Origin of the sequence: Parabacteroides timonensis, from assembly GCF_900128505.1 — a bacterium.
GTDB classification, from domain to species: domain Bacteria; phylum Bacteroidota; class Bacteroidia; order Bacteroidales; family Tannerellaceae; genus Parabacteroides; species Parabacteroides timonensis.
This window is the reverse complement of record NZ_LT669941.1, coordinates 3503350-3523997: the sequence shown is the minus strand read 5'-3', so window position 1 is coordinate 3523997 and position 20648 is coordinate 3503350. Positions and strand designations below refer to the sequence as shown.

The following is a 20648-nucleotide window of genomic DNA, read 5'->3' as shown; positions in this document are numbered from 1 at the left end:
TATGTGGTATATCATCATAGGTGTAATCGTGCTGGGCGTTCTTGCTGCCGTTGCCGGTTATTTCAGAAATAAGAAACTGCAGAAGATGCTGGAACGCGGGGAGATCAGCGAGATCCCCGAAGCCCGCGAAATACCTGAAGAGTGTTGCGGGCAGCATGAAACCTGCGAACGCGATAGCTTGCTTGCTGCCGTAAGTAAAAAAATAGAATATTACGACGATGAGGAACTGGATCGTTTCCGGGGATTGGAAGGTGACGAATACGATGAAGAAGCCGTCAACGAATTCCGTGAAGTGCTCTATACCTTGCAGGATATCGAGGTGGCCGGATGGCTTCGCAGTCTCCAGCTTCGTGCTGTGAACCTGCCGGATGCCCTGAAGGATGAAGCATTCCTGATCGTTGGTGAGCGAAGAATACATTAACAGAATGGATTTACTACAATATACTTTTTTTCAACATGCCCTGATCGGTAGCCTGTTAACTGCCATCACCTGCGGTATTGTCGGTACCTATGTGGTTGCACGTCGGCTGGTTTTTATCAGCGGTGGAATAACACATGCTTCTTTCGGAGGCCTGGGACTCGGTTTCTATCTGGGGATGAACCCGATCCTGATGGCGATGGTCTTTTCTGTCCTTTCCGCTTTCGGGGTAGAGTGGGCCAGTAAGACGCAGAATGTCCGTGAAGACTCGGCAATTGCCGGTGTTTGGGCGTTAGGTATGGCTTTGGGGGTGATCTTTATTTTCCTTACGCCCGGCTATTCGCCGAACCTTTCCGCCTACCTGTTCGGTAATATCCTGACGATCTCCATGTCCGATATAATCTGGATAGCCGCCTTTGCAGTCGTATTGATCGCTGTCTTTGCCCTGTATCTACGGGAAATAGTATATGTCGCTTTCGACAGTGATTTTGCCAAGACACAACATATCCATGTAAAGTGGATCGAGTATATGATGATGTTTTTTATTGCCGTCACCATTGTCTTATCTATCCGTCTGGTAGGGATTATGCTGCTGATGAGTCTTTTAACATTACCGCAGATTACTGTCAATCTTTTCACTTCCGACTTTAAAAAGATAATTGTAGGCAGCATCGTTCTGGGGTTCCTGGGATGTGTTACCGGCCTGATCCTTTCTTATTTTCTGAACGTACCTTCCGGTGCCTTTATCATCCTGGTTCTGGTATTGGTCTTTTTACTTGTGAAAGGCGTATTATTCTTAACGAAAAGGCAATAAAAGAGGTTGTTCTTAGTTTATTATATGATAAAGAACTATCATAATACGTGAAGAGAGGTTTTTACTATATAATTTCAATATTCGTAGTACTCTTGCTTTGGTCGTGTAGCACGAAGAAAAACACCAAATCAAGCCGGTTCTATCATGCTTTTACGTCTCGTTATAATATCTATTTTAACGGGAAAACTTCTTTCGATGAATCTTTATTAGGAATGCAGACCGGTTATAAGGAAAGTTATTCCGAAATGATCCACATGTATCCGATCAGTGCACAGCCGAAAGACAAGAAAGAAACCGGAGGACCTTTCGACCGCGCTATAGAGAAGGGAAATAAGGCAATCAAACTTCATTCAATCAAAGCAAAGCCAGCCAAAAAGCCCGGATGGCGAAACGATCCTAAACAACGTGCCTTCCAGGAGCAGGAAGAATATAACCCTTTTTTGAAGAAATGCTGGCTATTGATTGGCCAGGGACAATTCTATAATGCCGATTTCCTGCAAGCCTCTGCTACATTTTCCTATATTGCCCGCCATTATTCGCAGGATGAAGAAATGGTGGCTGAAGCTCGTCTGTGGCAGGCACGCTGCTATTCGGAGATGGAATGGTTTTACGAAGCTGAAGATATTCTGGGTAAACTGAATACTAATGGTATACCTAAGAAGAACCTGAAACAGTATGCTTCCGTATATGCCGATTACCTGGTGAAGAACAAGCAGTTCGAGGATGCAATCCCCTATTTCAAGTCTGCCATCAAATCAGAAAAGAACAAACGTCAGCGTACCCGTATGAAATACCTGCTGGGACAGATCTATGCCGCCCAGGATCAGGACGGGATGGCTTATAAGATGTTCAACGAAGTAGCCCGGGCCAATCCCCCTTATGAACTTGAATTTGCTGCCCGTATCCGCCAGACCGAAGTCTTTACCGGCGGCAACTACCAGAAAGTGGTCAAGATGCTTACACGTATGGCGAAGAGCGATAAGAATAAGGACTATCTGGATCAGGTGTATTATGCTTTGGGTAATATCTATTTGAATCGTGAGGATACTGTAAATGCCATTAAGAACTACGAACTGGGTATCGAAAAGAGTACCCAGAATGGATTGGAGAAAGCGATCTGTCAGATCAAACTGGGGGATATCTATTTCACCATGCGTGATTATGTAAAAGCTCAACCCTGTTTTAGCGGTGCTTTGTCGGGGATACAGAAAGAATATAAAGATTTTAAACGTGTATCGAAGCTTTCGGCCGTGCTCGATGAACTGGTTGTGCATGTGGAAGCTGTCCATTTACAGGATAGTTTGCAGACTCTGGCCAAGATGCCGGAACCGGAACGCCTGGCCGTGATCGATAAGATTATCGAACAGGTAAAGAAAGAAGAAGAGGAAGCTAAAGCCTTGGCTGAGAAAGAAGCCTATCTGGCTGACCAGGCTGCTAAGGGTACGGGAATCGATCGTCCCGGGACAGAGACAGGAGGTATTGTATTGCCGACCACTTCAGGTGGAACTTCGTTCTATTTCTATAATCCTTCAACTGTTTCACAAGGTAAAGCACAGTTCCAGCGTAAGTGGGGACGACGGGCACTGGAAGATAACTGGCGCCGCCGTAAGAAGGAAATGTCTACATTCAATGAAGGCCCTCTGGAAGAAGGTATGGAGGAAACAGACTCTGTTGCCGTTGGAGCAGACGGTCTGCCTCTGCAGGCTGACTCACTGGAAGCTGGTCTGCCGGGAGTAGCGGCAGATGATCCCAAGTCGCGCGAGTATTATCTGCAACAGTTGCCGTTTACTGAAGATGAAGTAGCAGCTTCCAATATAATAATAGAGGACGGTTTATATAATATGGCTATGATCTATAAAGATAAACTGGAAGATTTGCCATTGTCGATAGAAGCTTTTGAGGAACTGGAACGTCGTTTCCCGGATAACTCGCATCGTCTGGAAAGTTATTATCAGGTTTACCTGATGGCTCTTCGTACAGGCAATACCGCATTGGCTGCCGAGTACAAGACCAAGATGACCAACGCCTTCCCGGATGCTGACTATACGATTGCCATAGCCGATCCGAATTACGAATATAATATCCGTATGATGGATTCCGTACAGGACTCTATCTATCAGCAAACTTATAGTAGCTATCTGGCTAGCGACACGAGTGCCGTTCGTAAGAATTACCGGGATGTAACTGCTAAATATCCATTGGCTACCTTGATTCCTAAGTTTATGTTCCTTGACGCACTGACATATGTGCAGGCCGGGGATGCCGAAGGCTTTAAGGCCGCGCTGAAAGCGCTTGTTGAAAAATATCCGACTGCTGATGTTACGGAACTTGCCGGCGAAATGCTGAAAGGTATTCTTCGGGGTCGTACGCTGATACAGGGTAGTGTAACCGGTATGGCCTGGAACCTGCGTTTTGGTTTGGGTGAAGACGGTTCGTTGTCTGCTGCCGACTCAGCACGTACTTTCACTGCCGAACCGAATACTTCATACCGTATGATCTTGATGTATCCGAACGGAAGCGTGGATAAGAACCAGTTACTATTTGCCGTAGCCGCCTACAACTTTGCCAACTTTATGGTGAAAGAGTTCGATCTGACCTTCGAAGAAGCAGGTCCGATGTCAATGCTCAATATCAGCGGATTTAACGGAATCAATGAGATTCTCCAGTATTATAAGATGATATATGGTAAGGATGGTTATGCCCAGGCTTTGGATAAAAATGTGGCTATCCTTCCGATCTCCGACGATAACTACGAAACGCTGATGCGTGGAAAGACACTCGAAGAATATATCAACTTCTTCGAAGAAAACTATGGCGAAGAGGTTCCTGAACTGGCAGCCCGCTGGCAGCATCGTATGGAAGCTGAAGAGGAAAAGGTAGAAGAAGCAGCCGGAGAGGAACAGCAGCCGGAAGAAGAAACTCCGGCCAAGGAGACTAAAGAACCAGTTCGTCGCGAAGAGGTTCCGGCAAAAGCCGAAAGACCGATAGAGCAGCCGGCAGCGAAAGATACAGTCATCCCGGAAGTTACGACGCCTGACAGTCTCGCAACTGTTCCTGTGCCTGTATTGCCGGTCGATACCCTTTCTGTGCAACCGGTTATACCGGAAACGGTAACAACTGTAACACCACAGGATAGTGTTCCTGCCGTTCAGGCCCCGGAAGAGAAAGAACTTACATTGAAGGAGATCGAAGCAATCCGTAAACGTGAAGCTGAAGAGGAAGCAGCCCGTAAGAAGGCGGCCCGCGAAGAGTTTGAAGCACAGCAGAAGGCTGAAAAAGAACTCCAGGAGCAGAAAGCCAAAGAGCGTGCGGACGAACTGAAAAAACAGCAGGAAGAAGAAAAAGCGCTTCTGAAAGCAAAAGCTGATCGTGAAAAACAGCTTGAGCAGGAACGTAAGAATAAGTTGAAACAGGCGGAAGCCGATCGTAAAGCCAAGCTGAAAGCTCGTGAAGAACTGCGTAAGCAGAAGGAGCGCGAGTATAAGGAAAGGCAAAAGCTGAAAGAAAAAGAGCGCAAGCAAAAGGAAAAAGAGTATCAGGAAAAACTCAAAGCCAAAGAAAAAGCCCGCCGTGAAGCGCAAAAGGCTAAAGAGGCGGCTGCACGTGCCAAAAAGAAATAGTCAGGGAGTATTTCAATGAAATTGTAATAAAGCGAAAAGGTGTATCAAAAATAGCCGGAGCTGTATGATACACCTTTTTTTATGCTAAAAACTACCAATTCTTAAAATCCAAAATACTCTTTAGCGTTCCTGTAACTGATATCTTCTACCATCTTGCAGATGAAAGGCAGTTCGGAAACAGGCAGTTCGCCGTTTTCAATTTCTTTACCCAACATATTACAAAGGATGCGGCGGAAGTATTCATGACGCGGATATGACAGGAAACTGCGTGAGTCGGTCAGCATTCCGACGAAACGGCTCAATAGACCCAGGTCGGAAAGCGTATTCATCTGGTCTTCCATGCCATGGATCTGATCCAGGAACCACCAACCTGCACCATATTGCATTTTGCCCGCCAGTGAACCGTCGTTGAAGCTGTAAGCTGTTGTCATCATTACGGCATTGTCTTTCGGATTCAGGTTGTAGAGGATTGTTTTTGCCAGCATGCCATCTTCTTCCAGACGGCTGAGGAAACGAACCATCGGTTCTGCTACTTCCAGGTCGCCGATAGCATCATAACCCGTATCCGGCCCCAGTTTCTTAAACATCCGGGCATTGTTGTTACGTGTCGCACCAATATGGAACTGTTGTGCCCAATTACTGCGTGCATCCATTACAGCCAGTTCGTAAAGCATGGCGGAACGGAACTTATCGATTTCTTCACCGGTCAGTATTTTATTCATACGGGCTTTCATAAAGATAGCCTCTATTTCTGCATTCGTATATGGAGTTGCATAGAAGGTACTCAGACCGTGATCTGATACACAGCAACCCAATGACTCGAAGAAATCGTGACGTTTCTGCAAGGCAGCCAGCAAATCGTTGAAAGACAGGATCGACATATTCGAAGCCGCTTCCAGTTTGGTCAGGTACTCGTTGTAAACGGCTACGTTTTCGATTGCCATCGCTTTGTCCGGGCGCCAGGTTGGAAGCACTTTGGTCTTCAACGGGGTGTTGCGAATCGCTATATGATATTCCAATGAGTCCGACGGATCGTCGGTTGTACAAACAACCTCTACATTCATGCGCTCCATGATTGCTTGGGCACGGAATTCGGGTGTTTGCAGCTTCGCTGTACATTCGTCGTATATTTCGCGGGCAGTTGAAGGGTTCAACACCTTATTGACACCGAATATACGGCTCAGTTCCAGGTGAGTCCAGTGATAAAGCGGATTGCGCATAGCGTGCTGCAAGGTATCGGCCCACTTTTCAAACTTCTCGAACGAAGGTTTGTTGCCGGTGATATATTCTTCGGGAACACCGTTGGCACGCATCGCACGCCATTTGTAATGGTCGCCACCCAGCCAGATCTCGGTCAGATCGGCAAACTGATAATTGTCGGCAATCTGTTGCGGGATCAGGTGACAATGGTAGTCGATGATCGGCATTTTCGCTGCATGTTCGTGGTACAGCTGCCGGGCTGTTTCCGTCTGAAGCAGGAAATCAGAATCAAGAAATGCTTTCATAACTTAACGGTATTTTTTGATGATCTCTAAAGCCCTGATACAAAGGCCTGTTATCGCTTTCCAGTCTTTCGAGGCAATGGCCTCTTTCGGGAAGAGATTAGACCCCATGCCTACACAAGTAACACCGGCTTTGAACCAGGCAGATAGGTTTTCTTCCGTCGGCTCTACGGCTCCGGTAGCCATGATTAATGACCAGGGCATCGGTGCTTTCATATTTTTTACAAAAGAAGGCCCGCCAACATTTCCGGCAGGGAATACCTTACATAAGTCGCAGCCCACTTCCTGTGCAAAACCTACTTCTGAAACAGAACCGCATCCCGGCGTATAAGGAACCAGGCGGCGGTTACATACCTTCGCAATTTCCGGGTTGAACAACGGGCCTACCACGAAATTCGCTCCCAGTTGCAGGAACAAAGCGGCTGTAGCTGGATCGACGATGGAACCGATACCTAGGATCATATCCGGACATTCTTTGGCCGCATATTTTACCAACTCGGCAAAAACCTCGTGAGCGAAATCCCCGCGATTGGTAAATTCAAATGCACGCACACCACCCTCATAACAGGCTTTCAATACCTGTTTGGCTGTTTCTATATCTTTATTATAATAGACAGGTACCATTCCGGTGCTGATCATCGCATCCAATACCTGCATTTTACTAAATCTAGCCATAACTATGTATTCTTTAATATATTAAATGTCAACTGTCAATTTTCAACTATCTTGAAACTCGTCCTGAACCGTCGCCTTCCATCAGTTTCTCCACTTCGTCGACAGTTACCTGGTTGAAGTCACCATAGATCGTATGTTTCAGGCAGGAAGCGGCAACAGCGAAGTCGAGTGCTTTCTGATCGTCGGTCGTATAAGTAAGCAGGCCATAGATCAAACCACCCATAAATGAGTCGCCACCGCCTACACGGTCTACGATATGTGTGATATCGTAACGGCGTGATTGATATAGTTTACCGTCTGCATAGAGAACACCACCCCATGTATTGTGGTTCGCATTGATCGAACCACGCAGTGTAATGATCACTTTCTTTGCACGTGGGAATTTTGCCATCAACTGTGTACAAACCGATTCAAATTCGGCAGCGTTCACTTCACCGGCTGTTTGTGCTACGTCAAATCCTTCTGGTTTGATACCGAATACCTTTTCTGCATCCTCTTCATTTCCCAGGATAACGTCGCATCCGGCAACCAGTGCCGGCATTATTTCGGAAGCTGTCTTTCCATACTTCCACAGGTTCTTGCGGTAGTTAATATCACAGGATACGGGAATACCCAGTTTGTTAGCTGTCTGGATCGCTTCCAGGCAAGCATCGGCAGCACCTTGAGAGATCGCCGGCGTGATACCTGTCCAGTGGAACCAGGAAGCATCTTTCAATACCTCTTCCCAATTGATCATTCCCGGCTGGATTTCAGCAATCGAAGAATGTGCACGATCGTAAACAACTTTGCTGGCACGGGCTACGGCTCCTGTTTCCAGGAAATAGATACCCAGGCGGTCGCCCCCATAAACAATATGTGAAGTTCCTACACCATATTTACGTAAATCCATTACACAGGCCCGTGCAATGTCGTTTTTCGGTAAACGGGTAACAAACTCTGCTGCAATCCCGTAATTTGCCAACGATACGGCAACATTGGCTTCACCACCGCCAAAGGTGGCATTCAATTGATTACTCTGACTAAAACGGAGATAATCTGGTGTGGCCAGTCTGAGCATTATCTCTCCAAAGGTTATTACTTTTTTATCCATGGCATAAACATTTATATTCCAGTGCAAAAGTAGTAGATTATATTTAATATCCTATAATGTGTGTGCGAAAACATTTGCACAAAATGGAATTAAATAGTACATATCTTGATTATATTGTCAATTGGTTCTATTCTAAATTGATCTAAGGTTATTATTTGTAGATATATCTTTTAACAGAATAATGTTATAACGTGATGCTCTTATTACTGTCTTTGTGTAAAGATAATGTTATAACATATTGGATGTATGGAAAGAAATATTGTACAAATAGGAAATAGTATGGGGGTTATACTGCCTTCACACATACTAAAACGGCTGAACCTGGCGGTTAAAGATCAGGTATTTGTCACTTTGGAGGATAATAGTATTATTATTAAACCTGTTCCCCGACGGATTTGGGAAGCGGCTGCAAAGGAAATGCATGCAGCGGGAGATGATGAATTACTTATTCCTGATGTTTTTGAAGATGAAGATATGGAGGAGATAGAATGGAACAAATAGAGCAATATTCAATCTACTGGGTCGATTTTAATCCAACGAAAGGAAGTGAGATAAATAAGATCAGACCTGCTGCGGTTGTTTCACCGAATGAGTTGAATCGACATTTGAATACGGTAATTATTATTCCTTTGACGTCAACAGTAAAATCTTATCCCTGGCGGGTTAAGTGCTCTTTAGATGGTAAAGAAGGAATGTTAGCTACAGAGCAGATATGTACAATAGATAAACAACGTATAGGAAAGTTGATCGGAATCCTGAGTGAGGACGAGATAGATGCTTTAGCGGAAGCGTTGGAAGAATTACTTATTTTATAAGAATAGATCTTTTGGGTGTTTGATAAATCATTATTTTATTTCCGAGGCCCTGCTTTGGGAATATGATCTTTCTCGTTTCGACTGTCCTGTCCTGACATAAGTTTACCCTGGTGTTTTGTCAACTTATTTCAGGACAGGACATCCTTTAGAAGTTTGTTGTTGATAATTGTCGACAGGCTTGTTGACAATTGTGGGAAAGCTTGTCGACAATTATGAACAGGCTTGTCGACAATTATCGACAAGCAAATGCTTAGTGTGATTTTTCTCATTCCTTCAGTACGAAATTCCTTCTTCCTCTGATCCTTTTCTTAATACAAAAATCTCCTTATAGGAATAAGTGCTTGTTTTGCAGCAATCGATACTATCGGATATATTTCGTTTTAAACCAGATTTACCCTGTTATTTTGAATTGATCCAGGTCAGCTTGTGCCAGATGCTTTCCAGAGGCCCTTGTTTATGGCCTTTCAGCCACCATTTACAGAAACTTACCTGCAACAGGAACAGTACGAAGCCGATCAACAGGCTGACTGTGTATCCGCAATAAGGTGCCAGGTATAATCCAAAGGGGAAATAGATAATAGCCCCCATAATGGATTGAGAGATATAGTTTGTCAAACTCATCTTACCGTAAAAGCGTAATCCAGCTGTGAGTTTCTTGAATGATTCTTTCTGATAGAGCAGTACAAAAGAGGCAACCAATACGGCTGTGAAAGCAAATTTCTGCCACATATCGAGGATGACACCTACTGTTTGCTTAATCATTGGAACGTCGATGTTATCATACAGCATTACTTTTAGTTGGTAAAGCGGGCAGAACAGGATGGAAGAAATGATGAGTGCCTTTACCCAGAAGCGAGTGTTGCTGTCGGAAGTAACGAACAGTTGTTTTCTGCCTATCAATAATCCCAGCATAAATAGTCCGGCTGTTTGCAAGAAGCGTCCTGCACCGATTGCCCAGAACAAGCTTGCCTTCTGTCCAAGCGTTACATTGCCCCAGATGAATTTCCAGAAATTACCTTCTTTGGTGTATTCGGCTACTTCGCCATACATATCACCAACACCCAGATTAGGTAAAGTATATTCAGGATTGAATAGGCTGGCGATGTAATGGAACCATTCTACAGGTTGCAGCAAAAGGATGATTGCAGCGATCAGTACAGCCTTGTCGTTCCATTTGCGGACGAGGAATAGGAACAAGCCGACAAAGCAGAAAAGCAGTAATACGTCACCTGCCGGGAAAAAGGCGGCGTTCAATGTGGCAAAACCTGCCAGTAGAAGCAGACGCCAGAGGAAACGGTATCCGAAGTCTTTTCCTTTTCTTAGTTGATTGGTATATTGAATATAAAATGTGAAACCGAATAAGAGCGAAAAGATAGCATAGGCTTTCCCTGCAAAGAGAGAGAAAATAACACTGAATACACCTTCGTCGAGGATATTAAGCCATTCCGGTTGACTGGCTGGATCGGGATATACCGGAAAGATGAAGTGTTCCAGGTTATGAACAAGAATAATTGCCAGTACGGCAAAGCCACGCAGAGCGTCTACCACTTCGATGCGTGGAATTTTTGTAAGGGTTGTTTGTTGCATAGTATCTATACTTTATAAATTATGGTATTAGAATTGAATTACAAAAGTATTGAATTTTTGGAGATAAATTGTTAAGCGCGTGATCGTTTTGGAAAATTTTCTTTAATACTTATTAACTTCTTATTTATTGTGCGTGTACGATATTTTCGTAGATTTGCGATATAATCGTAAATAAATAGGAATCATGGAAAAATTGACAATGCAGGAAGAAGAGGTAATGCGCTGGATATGGCAGATTGGTCCTTGTTTCGTTAAAGATATACTGGCGAAGTATCCGGACCCGAAGCCCCCTTACACCACGCTTGCTTCTATCGTGAAAAATCTGGAACGTAAAAAGTATGTGAAGAACAAACGCTATGGTAATACGTACGAATATACTCCGCTGATACCGGAGAGCGAATATAAACGAACCTTTATGAGCGGTGTTGTTCGTAACTACTTTGAAGACTCATACAAAGAGATGGTTTCCTTCTTCGCCAAAGAGCAGAAGATCTCTACGGATGATTTGAAAGACATCATCGATCTGATAGAAAAAGGAAAAGAATAAACCTTTTAACACCTTATTACCATGACACCGGAATTTGCCTACTTTCTGAAGGTGAATGTAGCCTTTGTACTCTTTTATGCCTTCTACCGTTTGCTCTTTTATAAGGACACGTTCTTTAAGTTGCGCCGTATCTCTCTCCTTGCTTTCTTTGGCTTGGCGCTACTTTACCCCTTGCTTAATATACAGGAATGGGTAAAAGAACAGGAGCCGATGACGGAAGTGATACAGATGTATTCGGCCATCTTGCCGGAAATCACCGTAACACCCGATGTGGTGGTGAAGACCGACTGGAAGAATATCCTGCTTTCGGCAAGTTCCTATTTTTACTGGGGTGTCGTGGCCCTTCTTTTAGTCCGTTTCCTGGTTCAGTTCGGCAGTATCCTGCTACTGGCCTATAACAGCCAGCGGACAGTTATACATGGCGTGCCGGTCTACCGGCTCAGTAAACCCGCCGGACCCTTTTCGTTCTTTCAAATGATATTCATATATCCGGAAAGCCATTCGGATAAAGAGATAGATGAGATACTTACACACGAATGTACACACGTATTCCAATGGCATTCGGTAGATGTGATGATTTGCGAGCTGATTACCGTTATATGCTGGGTGAACCCCTTTGCGTGGCTTCTGAAACGTGAAGTACGCCATAATCTGGAATACCTGGCGGACAATACCGTTATCCAATCCGGATACGACAGCAAGAGCTATCAGTATCACCTGTTAGGCCTTGCCCATCATTATCAGGCTGCAGCAACATTATATAATAGTTTTAACGTATTACATCTAAAAAACAGAATCAGTATGATGAATAAAAAGAGATCCCACGGGATCGGAAGAACAAAATACCTGATATTCATTCCTCTGGCGGCATTCCTGATGCTGCTTAGCAACATCGAGGCGGTTGCCCGTATCACGGGGAAAATTGCATCCGATGCCGTTGCCGAAGTAAAAGAAGCTACCGAGTTCAATATCGCTTCGGGAGACGTCGTAAAAATGAAAGGTCAGGTGATAGACGATTTTAACGGGCCGATAATCGGTGCGAACGTGATTGTAAAAGGAACTAACATCGGGACAATAACGGATCTGGATGGAAAATTCGCTCTGGAGACGACGAAGAACGCAGTTCTTGTATTCTCATTCCCGGGGACTAAGTCAAAAGAAGTGGCAGTGAAAGATGTATTGGGAGATTTGAAGGTACAGTTGTATTCGGATGGAACGGTTTCCAGAACGCAGTCGCAACCTCAGTCAACTACTCCGCAGAGATCATCGAATACACCGCAAATAGTGTCGGATCAGGTGTTTACCGTAGTGGAAGTAATGCCTGAATATCCGGGTGGACAAGGGGAGTTGTTAAAATATCTGGCAAAGAGTGTTAAATATCCGGTGATAGCCCAGGAAAATGGTATCCAGGGACGTGTGACGGCTTCATTCATTGTGGAAAAGGATGGCTCCATCCGTGATATCGAGGTGATCCGGGGTGTCGACCCATCGCTCGATAAAGAAGCAGTCAGGGTACTTTCGGGAATGCCGAACTGGATTCCCGGAAAACAAAGAGGACAAGACGTGGCTGTAAAATATACAGTACCCGTTACCTTCCGCCTGCAAAGAGCGGATGGTACTAGTTCTGTTCCGAATGATGATAATGATAACGAAGGTATCATGGTAGTGGGATATGGTAGCAGTAATTCTGACAATCAGTCAAGCTCCTCCAATCAAGTCTTTACAATGGTAGAAAAGATGCCGAACTTCCCTGGCGGACAGAATGCTCTTATCAGTTTCCTGTCAAAAACGATACAATATCCGAAAGAAGCTCAGGAAAAAGGTATTCAGGGACGGGTGGTTTGTTCGTTTATAGTAGAAAAGGATGGTTCGCTTAGTGATGCTGCTGTTATTCAGGGGCTTGATCCGGAATTAGATAAGGAAGCTTTACGTGTCATCGGTGAAATGCCGAAGTGGACACCGGGTACTCAGCGTGGACAAGCAGTGAGAGTAAAATACACTGTTCCTCTTACTTTCAGATTGCAGTAATCACAAAACATAGTAAAGCTGATGATGCATAAATATACTGTTTTGCTTCTTCTCAGTGTCCTGTCCCTTATGGGGCAGGCACAGAGTTCATCGCTTCAGGAACTGGTGAACAAAAAGCAGTTTGCGAAGGTGATAGCCCGGGCCGATAGTCTTACAGCGGCAGATTCAGCCGACTATGTTACTATGTCAGCTATCGGCCAGGCTTATGAAGGCATGCTCCGGTATAAGGAGGCATACCAATGTTTCCGGCATTGTCTGTCGATGGATACAACCAATGTGGATGCATTGAATGCAGTTGCCCGTGCAGCCATTAATTTTGGAAAAATAACAGAGGCGAAGCGTTGTTTCCGGAAAGTACTGGAATCGGATACGCTGAACTTTTATGCCAATAATCAGTTAGCCCGTCTTTATTATCAGTTAGGAGATTACGGGCAGTCGATGGAATATTACCATACCCTTGCTTCCTTTGAAAGTGATAATCCTTCCATTCTTGCCGGCCTTGCCGATTGTCATATAAAAAAAGGAACCGGTCCGAATACTTTGATTGCTCTTTCCTTGTATGGACGTGCTTTGGAAATAAATCCTGAGAATATCCGTGTGGCTTCTTCCCTGATAAATACCTTGCTTCGGATGGGAGATGGAAAGGGGGCTTTACAGATATGCGATACGGCTCTGTTTTATAACCCGGATAATCGTCAGATACGACAGAGTCAGGGGATGGCTTTGTATATGACGAAGAATTATCTGAAAGCGGATACGGTCTATACCGGTTTACTGGCCGAAGGCGATTCTTCTTTTCTTAACCTCAAATATGCAGGAGCCGCCCGCTATATGTCGGGCCATGCACTGGATGCTGTCGAGCCCTTGGGGTTTGCTTATGAGATTGATTCTACTGATGTGGAAACTGTCCTTCTTTACGGTGCTTCATTAGGTAAGACATACGATCGGCAACGGGCTTATCAGCTATTCGATCAAGCGGAAGAATGTATGAAACCGAAGTCCTTCTTTGTCAATTTATTGACAACTTTCAGGGGGAGTACGTTAGAACGCGACGGTCGTTTCAAAGAAGCGGAAAAATTGTATTATGAGGCCTGGAAGAAAGATCCGACGCAACTGAATTTCCTGTATGAGATCAGTAAGAATTATTGGGGAATAGAAGCTGGCCTGTTTGAGGATGAGGTGAAATTGCAGAAGACACTTTTCAGTAAGTATATCTACCTGACCGAATATATGAATCGGAATGAATCGGCCAAAGGACTTCATAGTTATCGTTTTTTCCTGGAAGACTTGTATCAGGAAGCTTTTTTCCGTAGTGTCAGCGAGTTGACGATGTTGGCTCCCGACGGGAAAAAGAGCAAACTCTCATTGATCGACTTACGTTCTCTGATTAACAGTTTACCCGAACCTCCTGAAATAGAAAAGCAACATCATGAACAGATGCGTGCAGCTATGAAGAGACAGGGACAGAAAGAGATGGCTTCGAAGGATTCTGCCAGCAATGTTAATGCAGAGAGGAAAGTTGACCGATAAATTCTCGAACAAGGGAAAAAGTCTGAATAACCTAAATAAGAATAAATATGGGAAAACGGATTGGAATGGCGGGTATATGGCTACTCACCCTTATTCTTTGCATACCTTGCGAAGGGCAGAAGAAAAAGATGGATGCCGGTACGACAGAGTACCTGAAAAAGGTGTGGGAGAAGTTGGATAAAATTAATTCGGCTACCTATTATGAAGATGTTAAAGCATGGGAACCGGGTGATACCATTCCGATAGTGGCAGAGCGTCTATTCTGTAAAGAATATACTAATCCGAAAGATACTACTATCGGAAGTAGTTTCGTGATACTGAAAGGAACGGACACTACCTGTTTCGAATTTGGCTATAATGGTGAAGTGAATGTAACCACCTATCATGATAAGAAAGGGATCATGATTGATGATTTTACGCATAGGGATTTGCCATTTAGACTCGTATCACCCCCATTTTTTAATTATACCAAAAGTATTGTCAACTATATCCTGGAGACGACCGATAGTATCTCGACCGATTTGAAAGAGTTCGACGATTACCGTTATTTGAAACTGGTTATCCATGAGGACAGGCAGGTTGAGTTTTTCGGAAAGGCTTATTATATTCCCAAGCCTCCATTCGATTTTGGAGATCCTACTTCTGGCTATGAACTATGGATCGGTAAATCAAATGACTTACCTTATAAATATCGGCGGGAAATGTCGCATAGTATTTCTTCTTCAGACTGTGTGGATGCGGAACTAAACAAGATCTCAATTTCTGATTTCGACCTGTTCGGCTATTTCCCGAAAGGCTATGAGATCAGGCGATATGGGGAAGTGAGGGATACGACGCGAAAGTCGGATCTCGTTGGTAAGAAAGCGCCGGATTGGGTATTGAAAGATGCTGATGAGAAGACTGTTTCGTTGTCTGATTTTGATAAGAGCAAAGTACTGGTTGTTCAGTTGACGGGAATCGGTTGTGGTCCGTGTATGGCATCCATTCCTTTTCTGAATAAGTTGAAAAAAGATTATAATACGGAAGATGTCGAAGTGGTTGCTATAGAAACATGGGTGCGGAAAGGACATGCACTTCAGAATTATGTCGGCAAGCATAAAATAGGGTATACTTTTTTAGCTGCCGACGATGATGTTGTCGCGGCTTTTCAAACCGGAGGGGCAGTCCCTTTCTTTTTCATCCTCGATGGTCAGCGGATAATCAGAAAAGTCATACAGGGGTATAGTGCGGATACAACGGATGAGGAGATTATTGGCATTATCAATGAATTAGTATCGAAATAAACAGGATAATTAATCAGATACGGTTATGAATAAGATCTATATATCTTTTATATTTTCTGCTAGTTTGCTCCTGACAGCTTGTGGAGGAAAGAAATCTGGTGAACAAGCTCTTTCGGAAACAGTATTTGATCTGGAATATCCGGTAACGATTTCTTTTGCGAAAGGTATTGAGACGGAGCAGGAAGTCCTGTTGAGTGAAATTGCCAAAGAGGTAAAGATTGTTCCGTTGGAAACAAAACCCGAGTGTTTGGTGGCAAAAGTATCTCAAGGAATGATACAGATGGTGGATCATAATTTGTTTATTCCATGCAGCGAAGGACTATTGCAATTTACAGATGACGGTAAGTTTGTCCGCTCAGTAGTCAAACGGGGACAAGGGCCAGGAGAATATAGCATAATTCGGTTTATTGCTACTAACGACAGGCTGAAACAGATTTATATAATGGATAATGGAAGGATTCTTACCTATACAGTAGACGGAGACTATGCAGGGGAGTCTAAAATACCTTTCTGCTGGCAGTTCACTTTGTTAGGAGATAGTACGTATGTCGGCTATTTCTATAATAATACGGGGCAGAAGAAAGACCGGCTTGTCCTGGTTAACCGGCAGGGAGAGACATTGAAAGCTTTCCCTCAATATGATCAGTTTACGATTGCTAATGGATTGAATTATTATTTGTGGGGACGCTACGACCGCTATGTATACTCTTTTAAAGGAGAAGCCTGTTGTAAAGAATACTATAATGATACGGTCTTTACGGTTACTTCAGAGCAACTTCTGCCTCGTTACATTCTCGATTTAGGAAAGTATAAGATACCGAAAGAAAGACGTTTTGAGCTTTTGGAGGGAAACTGGCAAGCCTATTCTGAACCCGCACAAGCCTATCTGCGACCGGATTTCCACGAAACTTCCAAATGGGTGTTTCTTCCCTATACCTCCTGGGACGTTACTAACAAAGACGAGTTACCTCGTTTGGCTCTGTATGATAAGAAGAAAAGAACTTGCTATAAGGTGAAAAACAATCGTATCAAGAATGATATGCAAGGTAGTTTGCCTTTTTATCCGGAAACGCGTATTGCAGATGATATATTACTTTATTATCTGGAAGCATCCGAAGTGCTGGAACTGGCAGAAGAAGATCCTTCTGTTATGGAATATGAGCAATTAAAGAATTTGAAAGAGGATGATAACCCAGTCTTGATGATTGTTTATTTAAAATGAATAGGAATCGTTTAGTAATCATTTAAATATATACGGGATGGATCGATTTAAAATTTTATCAATAGTAATCATTATCTCTTTCCTGTTTTCCTGCGGAGGAAAGAAGACGGAGAAATCGGCAGAAGAAATAGAGGTCGTGCCGGCAGTTCCAGTATACCCGATGACTGTTCCGTTTGAAACCGGTATAGAGACAGAGCGCGAAGTGTTACTGAGTGAAATTGCTGATTCTGTAAAATATATACCGCTAGAGACGAATGATAAATGCTTGATCAGGGCTTTAAAAGACGCGAACATATTGAAGACTGATAAGTATTTCTTTCTGCCGTGGATCGAAACTTTATTCCAGTATACCACGGATGGTAAATTTGTCCGTAAGATCGGGCGCAAAGGAAGTGGCCCTGGTGAGTTTGTCTGGATCTCTCAAATAGATGTCGACGAAGAAAAAGGACTGGTTTTTATGATGACAACCTCTCAACGGATTAATGTCTATGATATGGAGTCGGGAAAGTTCCTTCGGTCAATGAAAAGTCCGGATATTGAATCGGGTGATTTCTCCATGCTGAATGATACGACATCGGTTACATTTGTACGTAACACAAACGGGAAAAGAAAGACTCGTATTTATATTTCTGATATCAAAGGGGATACGTTGAAAACTTTCCCGCGATCAGATTTATTTGAGCTCAATAGCCAGTATTCATGGATGATGAGCAGTCCCACAGATCGCTATATGTTCCGATATGAAAATATGGTTTGCTGTAAGGATTATTATAATGATACCTTGTTTATTGTCACAAAGGATCTACTTGAGCCGCGTTATATATTTCAAATGGGAAAATATTCTTTACCTATTGAATGTCGTTTTGAATATCTGGACGGAGATAATAAGCGGTACCAGTCGCTTGCTGCTCCTTATATCAGGTATCAGGCTATAGAAACAGATCCTTATTTGTTTATGCCTTATTCAAACTGGGCGGGTGAGAATGTACGCAAACAGCAAATGGCCATGTTTGATAAGAAAAACGGAGATTGTTATAAACTAATCGGTGGTGTTATTAAAAATGATTTGAGCGGAGGATTACCTCTTCGTCCTGTAGCATCATTAGATAGTAAAACTTTATTGTATGTTTGGGAAGTACAGGATATATTCAAAGAAGCCGAAAAGAATCCTGAAATTCTCAATCACGAACAACTAAAAGGAATAGGAGAGGATGATAACCCTGTCTTGATGATTGTTTATTTAAAGTGAGATGGTGAAATATTTTCAATTGATCGTATTATTTCTGTTAATGATTGGTTGCGATAACAAACAGTCGTTTCCAGTTCGCCTTCATTATGAAGAGACTGAATCTCCGGCAAGTATTCAAAAAATAAAGCTATCCGGCGAATTACAAGGACAAACTTATAGGATACGGATGGCTCATTACAAAGAAGGAACTGTATCTTATAAAATATTGAATGCCCCCTCTTATGTAATAAAGGATACAGTTTTGTTGATTCATATTGAAGCTGAACCGCTCCATGCACATGAGGTATGTTTTATTGTTGGAGAAGAAAAGCAAGTTAAGGAAAAAGTAGAGGTGGATGATGTTTTACATAGTATTTTATTGGAAATATATCCGACAGACTTTTATCATTCTGGTGATACAATCCCTCTTATTGGTTATACGAGTGGTGCTTTACGGGAGGTGATGGTTGATGGGGAGTTAAGATTGGCAGGTAGTTATTGTGACGTCCGTAATGCAAAGTTACCACCTAAGGAATGGCATAATGTGTTCGATATGAAAGAATATATATGGTTTGATCTGATTATTAAGTGAGATGATGAGGATTGGACCAACCTTAATATATAGATCAAAAAAGAAGAGCGAATAGATTCTAATCGCTCTTCTTTTTAAGTATTATCTACATAATTCTATGCAGATGGATTTTTTATTCACTCAGAATAGTAAGTTCTGCCCCTGTTGCGAAATCCTGTCCGTTCTGTGAGCTCAAGGCTGTGAAGCGGATGTAACGTCCTTTTACCGGTTTGTCGAAAAGGACTTTCTTTTCATCCTTGTTGTTGGCGAACTGGCCTTTACAAACGGGCTCTCCCCAATTCTTTCCGTCTGGACTGACCTGGATGGAATATTCCTTGATGTTTCCATTGCTGCCATCCTGACGTGGCAGATAGATAAAGCCTTTGAGTGCTTTTTCTTCACCCGCATCCAAATCTACCCAATGCGGATATTTGGCGACGGTAACGGAATACATGCTGTGCCAGATCGTGTTCGGATCGCCGTCTACCAGGTTCTTGGCATCGCCTCCGTCCACTTCTTCGCTACTGGCATAGATAACTTCCGTCTGTATGCTTTCCATCTTATTGAAAGTTTTTGTAGACTTGATCTCCGGGTTATTCTTGAACCAGGCTGTGATCGTTCCGCCTTCCCGCATCGGGATAGCTTCCGTATATTCTTTCGCTTTCTTGTCTTTACCGATCACGTAGCAGATGACGGCCTCTTTGTCGATAGACGACAATTCTACCAATCCTGTACGGTTACGGGTAATAGAAAAAGGAATATCGCCTGCGGCTGAAACCTGTGCCACAGCCGAAAGGTCTTGCGCTGCCGGGCGGATGATGAACCCTATGTTGTTTTGTCCGGCAAACACACGGTCCTGTACCAATGGACCACCCTGTCCGCAACTGTTACCTCCCAGGCCTGTAACGGCCAGGTCAAGATGCAGATAAGTATCGCCGGCTTTCGGTAGCTGGTAAGGATGTCCGGCCAGTGTCAGATCGAGTGCAGAGTATTGCAATGCCGAAGTAGAGAGGTGGTCGGTCGCTACAAAGACAGCTCCTTTACCTGCCTTGTCGGTCAGGGCACACCAGCGTACGTCTTCGTGGTTGCCCATGTCCTGTGGTTTCGGGAAATTCACAAACTGGTCGGCAACAGTCGACTGATACATTTCGATGAACTGCCCCACTTTACGGTCGGCATAGTTTTCAACAGGGCCACGTCCGTAATAAGTATAGTTTTCATAACGCTGAGGAACTCTCATCATATAACCCAGACGAGGCAAAACCAGACTCGGGTTGTTGGATGTGATACTTGCCTGTAGTTCGATGGAGCCGTCGCGATAGATGGTCCATACCTGGTCGGTAGTAAACTTGAAGTTATCGTCGCTGAATACTTTGTCGGTCAGCTCTTCCACGCTGTTTTTGCCACTGGAAGTTCCTCCCAGGATTTTGGCGGCATTAGGAGCTTGCGATTCTACGGTGTAGAACAATACGATAGCACCGTCTTTTCTATTAAGAACCTTAGAGGCTGTGGCTCTATGTTTCAGGTTGTGTAGTCCATTCTCGAACCAGCTCCCGTAGAACCAGTTGTCGTTGTTGGTAAAGGCACGGAAAGCATCCAGTTTCGGTCCATTACCGTCGGCAATGATTGTTTCGTTATTGTAATTCAAACAGTAGATCGTACCGGTCTCGTTGTCGAATTTAACTTCGAAGTTATCTCCCTTGATGGTGGAGAAGCGT

Annotated in this window: 16 protein-coding genes and 1 pseudogene; 12 read left to right on the top strand and 5 right to left on the bottom strand. The window is 43.7% G+C overall.

Annotated elements, in window-relative coordinates:
- The first annotated feature begins 1 nt into the window (after position 1).
- Genes BQ7394_RS21770 through porW form a run of 3 tightly spaced genes read left to right on the top strand, consistent with a single transcriptional unit; the run spans position 2 to position 4852 of the window.
- Positions 2-421 (top strand): phospholipase, encoded by a 420-nt coding sequence (locus BQ7394_RS21770; RefSeq protein ID WP_075559329.1) that lies wholly within the window; start codon positions 2-4, stop codon positions 419-421.
- A gap of 4 nt (positions 422-425) precedes the next feature.
- Positions 426-1232 (top strand): metal ABC transporter permease, encoded by an 807-nt coding sequence (locus BQ7394_RS21765; RefSeq protein ID WP_075559328.1) that lies wholly within the window; start codon positions 426-428, stop codon positions 1230-1232.
- A gap of 47 nt (positions 1233-1279) precedes the next feature.
- Positions 1280-4852, top strand: coding sequence for a type IX secretion system periplasmic lipoprotein PorW/SprE (gene porW / locus BQ7394_RS21760; protein ID WP_075559327.1), 3573 nt, complete (start codon positions 1280-1282; stop codon positions 4850-4852).
- 101 nt (positions 4853-4953) lie between these two features.
- Here the strand turns inward: porW and uxaC are convergent, their stop codons facing one another.
- Genes uxaC through BQ7394_RS21745 form a run of 3 tightly spaced genes read right to left on the bottom strand, consistent with a single transcriptional unit; the run spans position 4954 to position 8119 of the window.
- Complete coding sequence (gene uxaC / locus BQ7394_RS21755; protein ID WP_075559326.1) at positions 4954-6357, bottom strand: glucuronate isomerase; 1404 nt, start codon at positions 6355-6357, stop codon at positions 4954-4956.
- A gap of 3 nt (positions 6358-6360) precedes the next feature.
- Positions 6361-7029 carry a bifunctional 4-hydroxy-2-oxoglutarate aldolase/2-dehydro-3-deoxy-phosphogluconate aldolase gene (locus tag BQ7394_RS21750; protein ID WP_075559325.1) on the bottom strand — a complete coding sequence of 223 codons (669 nt, stop codon included), beginning with the start codon at positions 7027-7029 and terminating at the stop codon, positions 6361-6363.
- Positions 7030-7075: 46 nt separating this feature from the next.
- Entirely contained in the window at positions 7076-8119 is a 1044-nt protein-coding gene (locus tag BQ7394_RS21745; protein ID WP_075559324.1) for a sugar kinase, read from the bottom strand.
- A 246-nt stretch (positions 8120-8365) separates the two neighbouring features.
- Between BQ7394_RS21745 and BQ7394_RS21740 the strand changes: the two genes are divergently transcribed.
- Both BQ7394_RS21740 and BQ7394_RS21735 read left to right on the top strand, forming a co-directional pair.
- Positions 8366-8620 carry an AbrB/MazE/SpoVT family DNA-binding domain-containing protein gene (locus tag BQ7394_RS21740; RefSeq protein WP_075559323.1) on the top strand — a complete coding sequence of 85 codons (255 nt, stop codon included), beginning with the start codon at positions 8366-8368 and terminating at the stop codon, positions 8618-8620.
- Positions 8608-8934, top strand: coding sequence for a type II toxin-antitoxin system PemK/MazF family toxin (locus BQ7394_RS21735; RefSeq protein WP_075559322.1), 327 nt, complete (start codon positions 8608-8610; stop codon positions 8932-8934). The genes BQ7394_RS21740 and BQ7394_RS21735 overlap by 13 nt, the downstream gene beginning before the upstream one ends.
- A gap of 399 nt (positions 8935-9333) precedes the next feature.
- Here BQ7394_RS21735 and BQ7394_RS21730 read toward each other — a convergent pair whose 3' ends face one another.
- Positions 9334-10521, bottom strand: coding sequence for a DUF418 domain-containing protein (locus tag BQ7394_RS21730; RefSeq protein ID WP_075559321.1), 1188 nt, complete (start codon positions 10519-10521; stop codon positions 9334-9336).
- A 184-nt stretch (positions 10522-10705) separates the two neighbouring features.
- Here BQ7394_RS21730 and BQ7394_RS21725 point away from each other — a divergent pair, with 184 nt between their 5' ends.
- The 7 genes from BQ7394_RS21725 to BQ7394_RS21695 are packed head-to-tail and all read left to right on the top strand — an operon-like array spanning position 10706 to position 18951.
- Positions 10706-11068 carry a BlaI/MecI/CopY family transcriptional regulator gene (locus tag BQ7394_RS21725; protein ID WP_075559320.1) on the top strand — a complete coding sequence of 121 codons (363 nt, stop codon included), beginning with the start codon at positions 10706-10708 and terminating at the stop codon, positions 11066-11068.
- Between the two features lie 21 nt (positions 11069-11089).
- Positions 11090-13096, top strand: a complete 2007-nt coding sequence (locus BQ7394_RS21720; RefSeq protein WP_075559319.1) for a M56 family metallopeptidase — start codon at positions 11090-11092, stop codon at positions 13094-13096.
- A 21-nt stretch (positions 13097-13117) separates the two neighbouring features.
- On the top strand, positions 13118-14626 hold the full coding sequence (locus BQ7394_RS21715) for a tetratricopeptide repeat protein (protein ID WP_075559318.1): 1509 nt from the start codon (positions 13118-13120) through the stop codon (positions 14624-14626).
- A gap of 47 nt (positions 14627-14673) precedes the next feature.
- Positions 14674-15909: a TlpA family protein disulfide reductase gene (locus tag BQ7394_RS21710; RefSeq protein WP_235848799.1), complete on the top strand. Its 1236-nt coding sequence runs from the start codon at positions 14674-14676 to the stop codon at positions 15907-15909.
- Positions 15910-15934: 25 nt separating this feature from the next.
- Positions 15935-17131: a 6-bladed beta-propeller gene (locus tag BQ7394_RS21705; RefSeq protein WP_075559317.1), complete on the top strand. Its 1197-nt coding sequence runs from the start codon at positions 15935-15937 to the stop codon at positions 17129-17131.
- A gap of 37 nt (positions 17132-17168) precedes the next feature.
- Positions 17169-18380 (top strand): 6-bladed beta-propeller, encoded by a 1212-nt coding sequence (locus BQ7394_RS21700; protein WP_075559316.1) that lies wholly within the window; start codon positions 17169-17171, stop codon positions 18378-18380.
- 1 nt (position 18381) lies between these two features.
- The gene (locus BQ7394_RS21695) at positions 18382-18951 is read left to right on the top strand and encodes a hypothetical protein (protein WP_235848798.1); all 570 of its coding nucleotides are present in this window, start codon (positions 18382-18384) and stop codon (positions 18949-18951) included.
- 112 nt (positions 18952-19063) lie between these two features.
- Here the strand turns inward: BQ7394_RS21695 and BQ7394_RS26690 are convergent.
- Positions 19064-20620 (bottom strand): annotated as a pseudogene (locus BQ7394_RS26690) (beta-galactosidase small subunit-related protein); the annotation flags it as partial.
- Between the last annotated feature and the right edge of the window lie 28 nt (positions 20621-20648).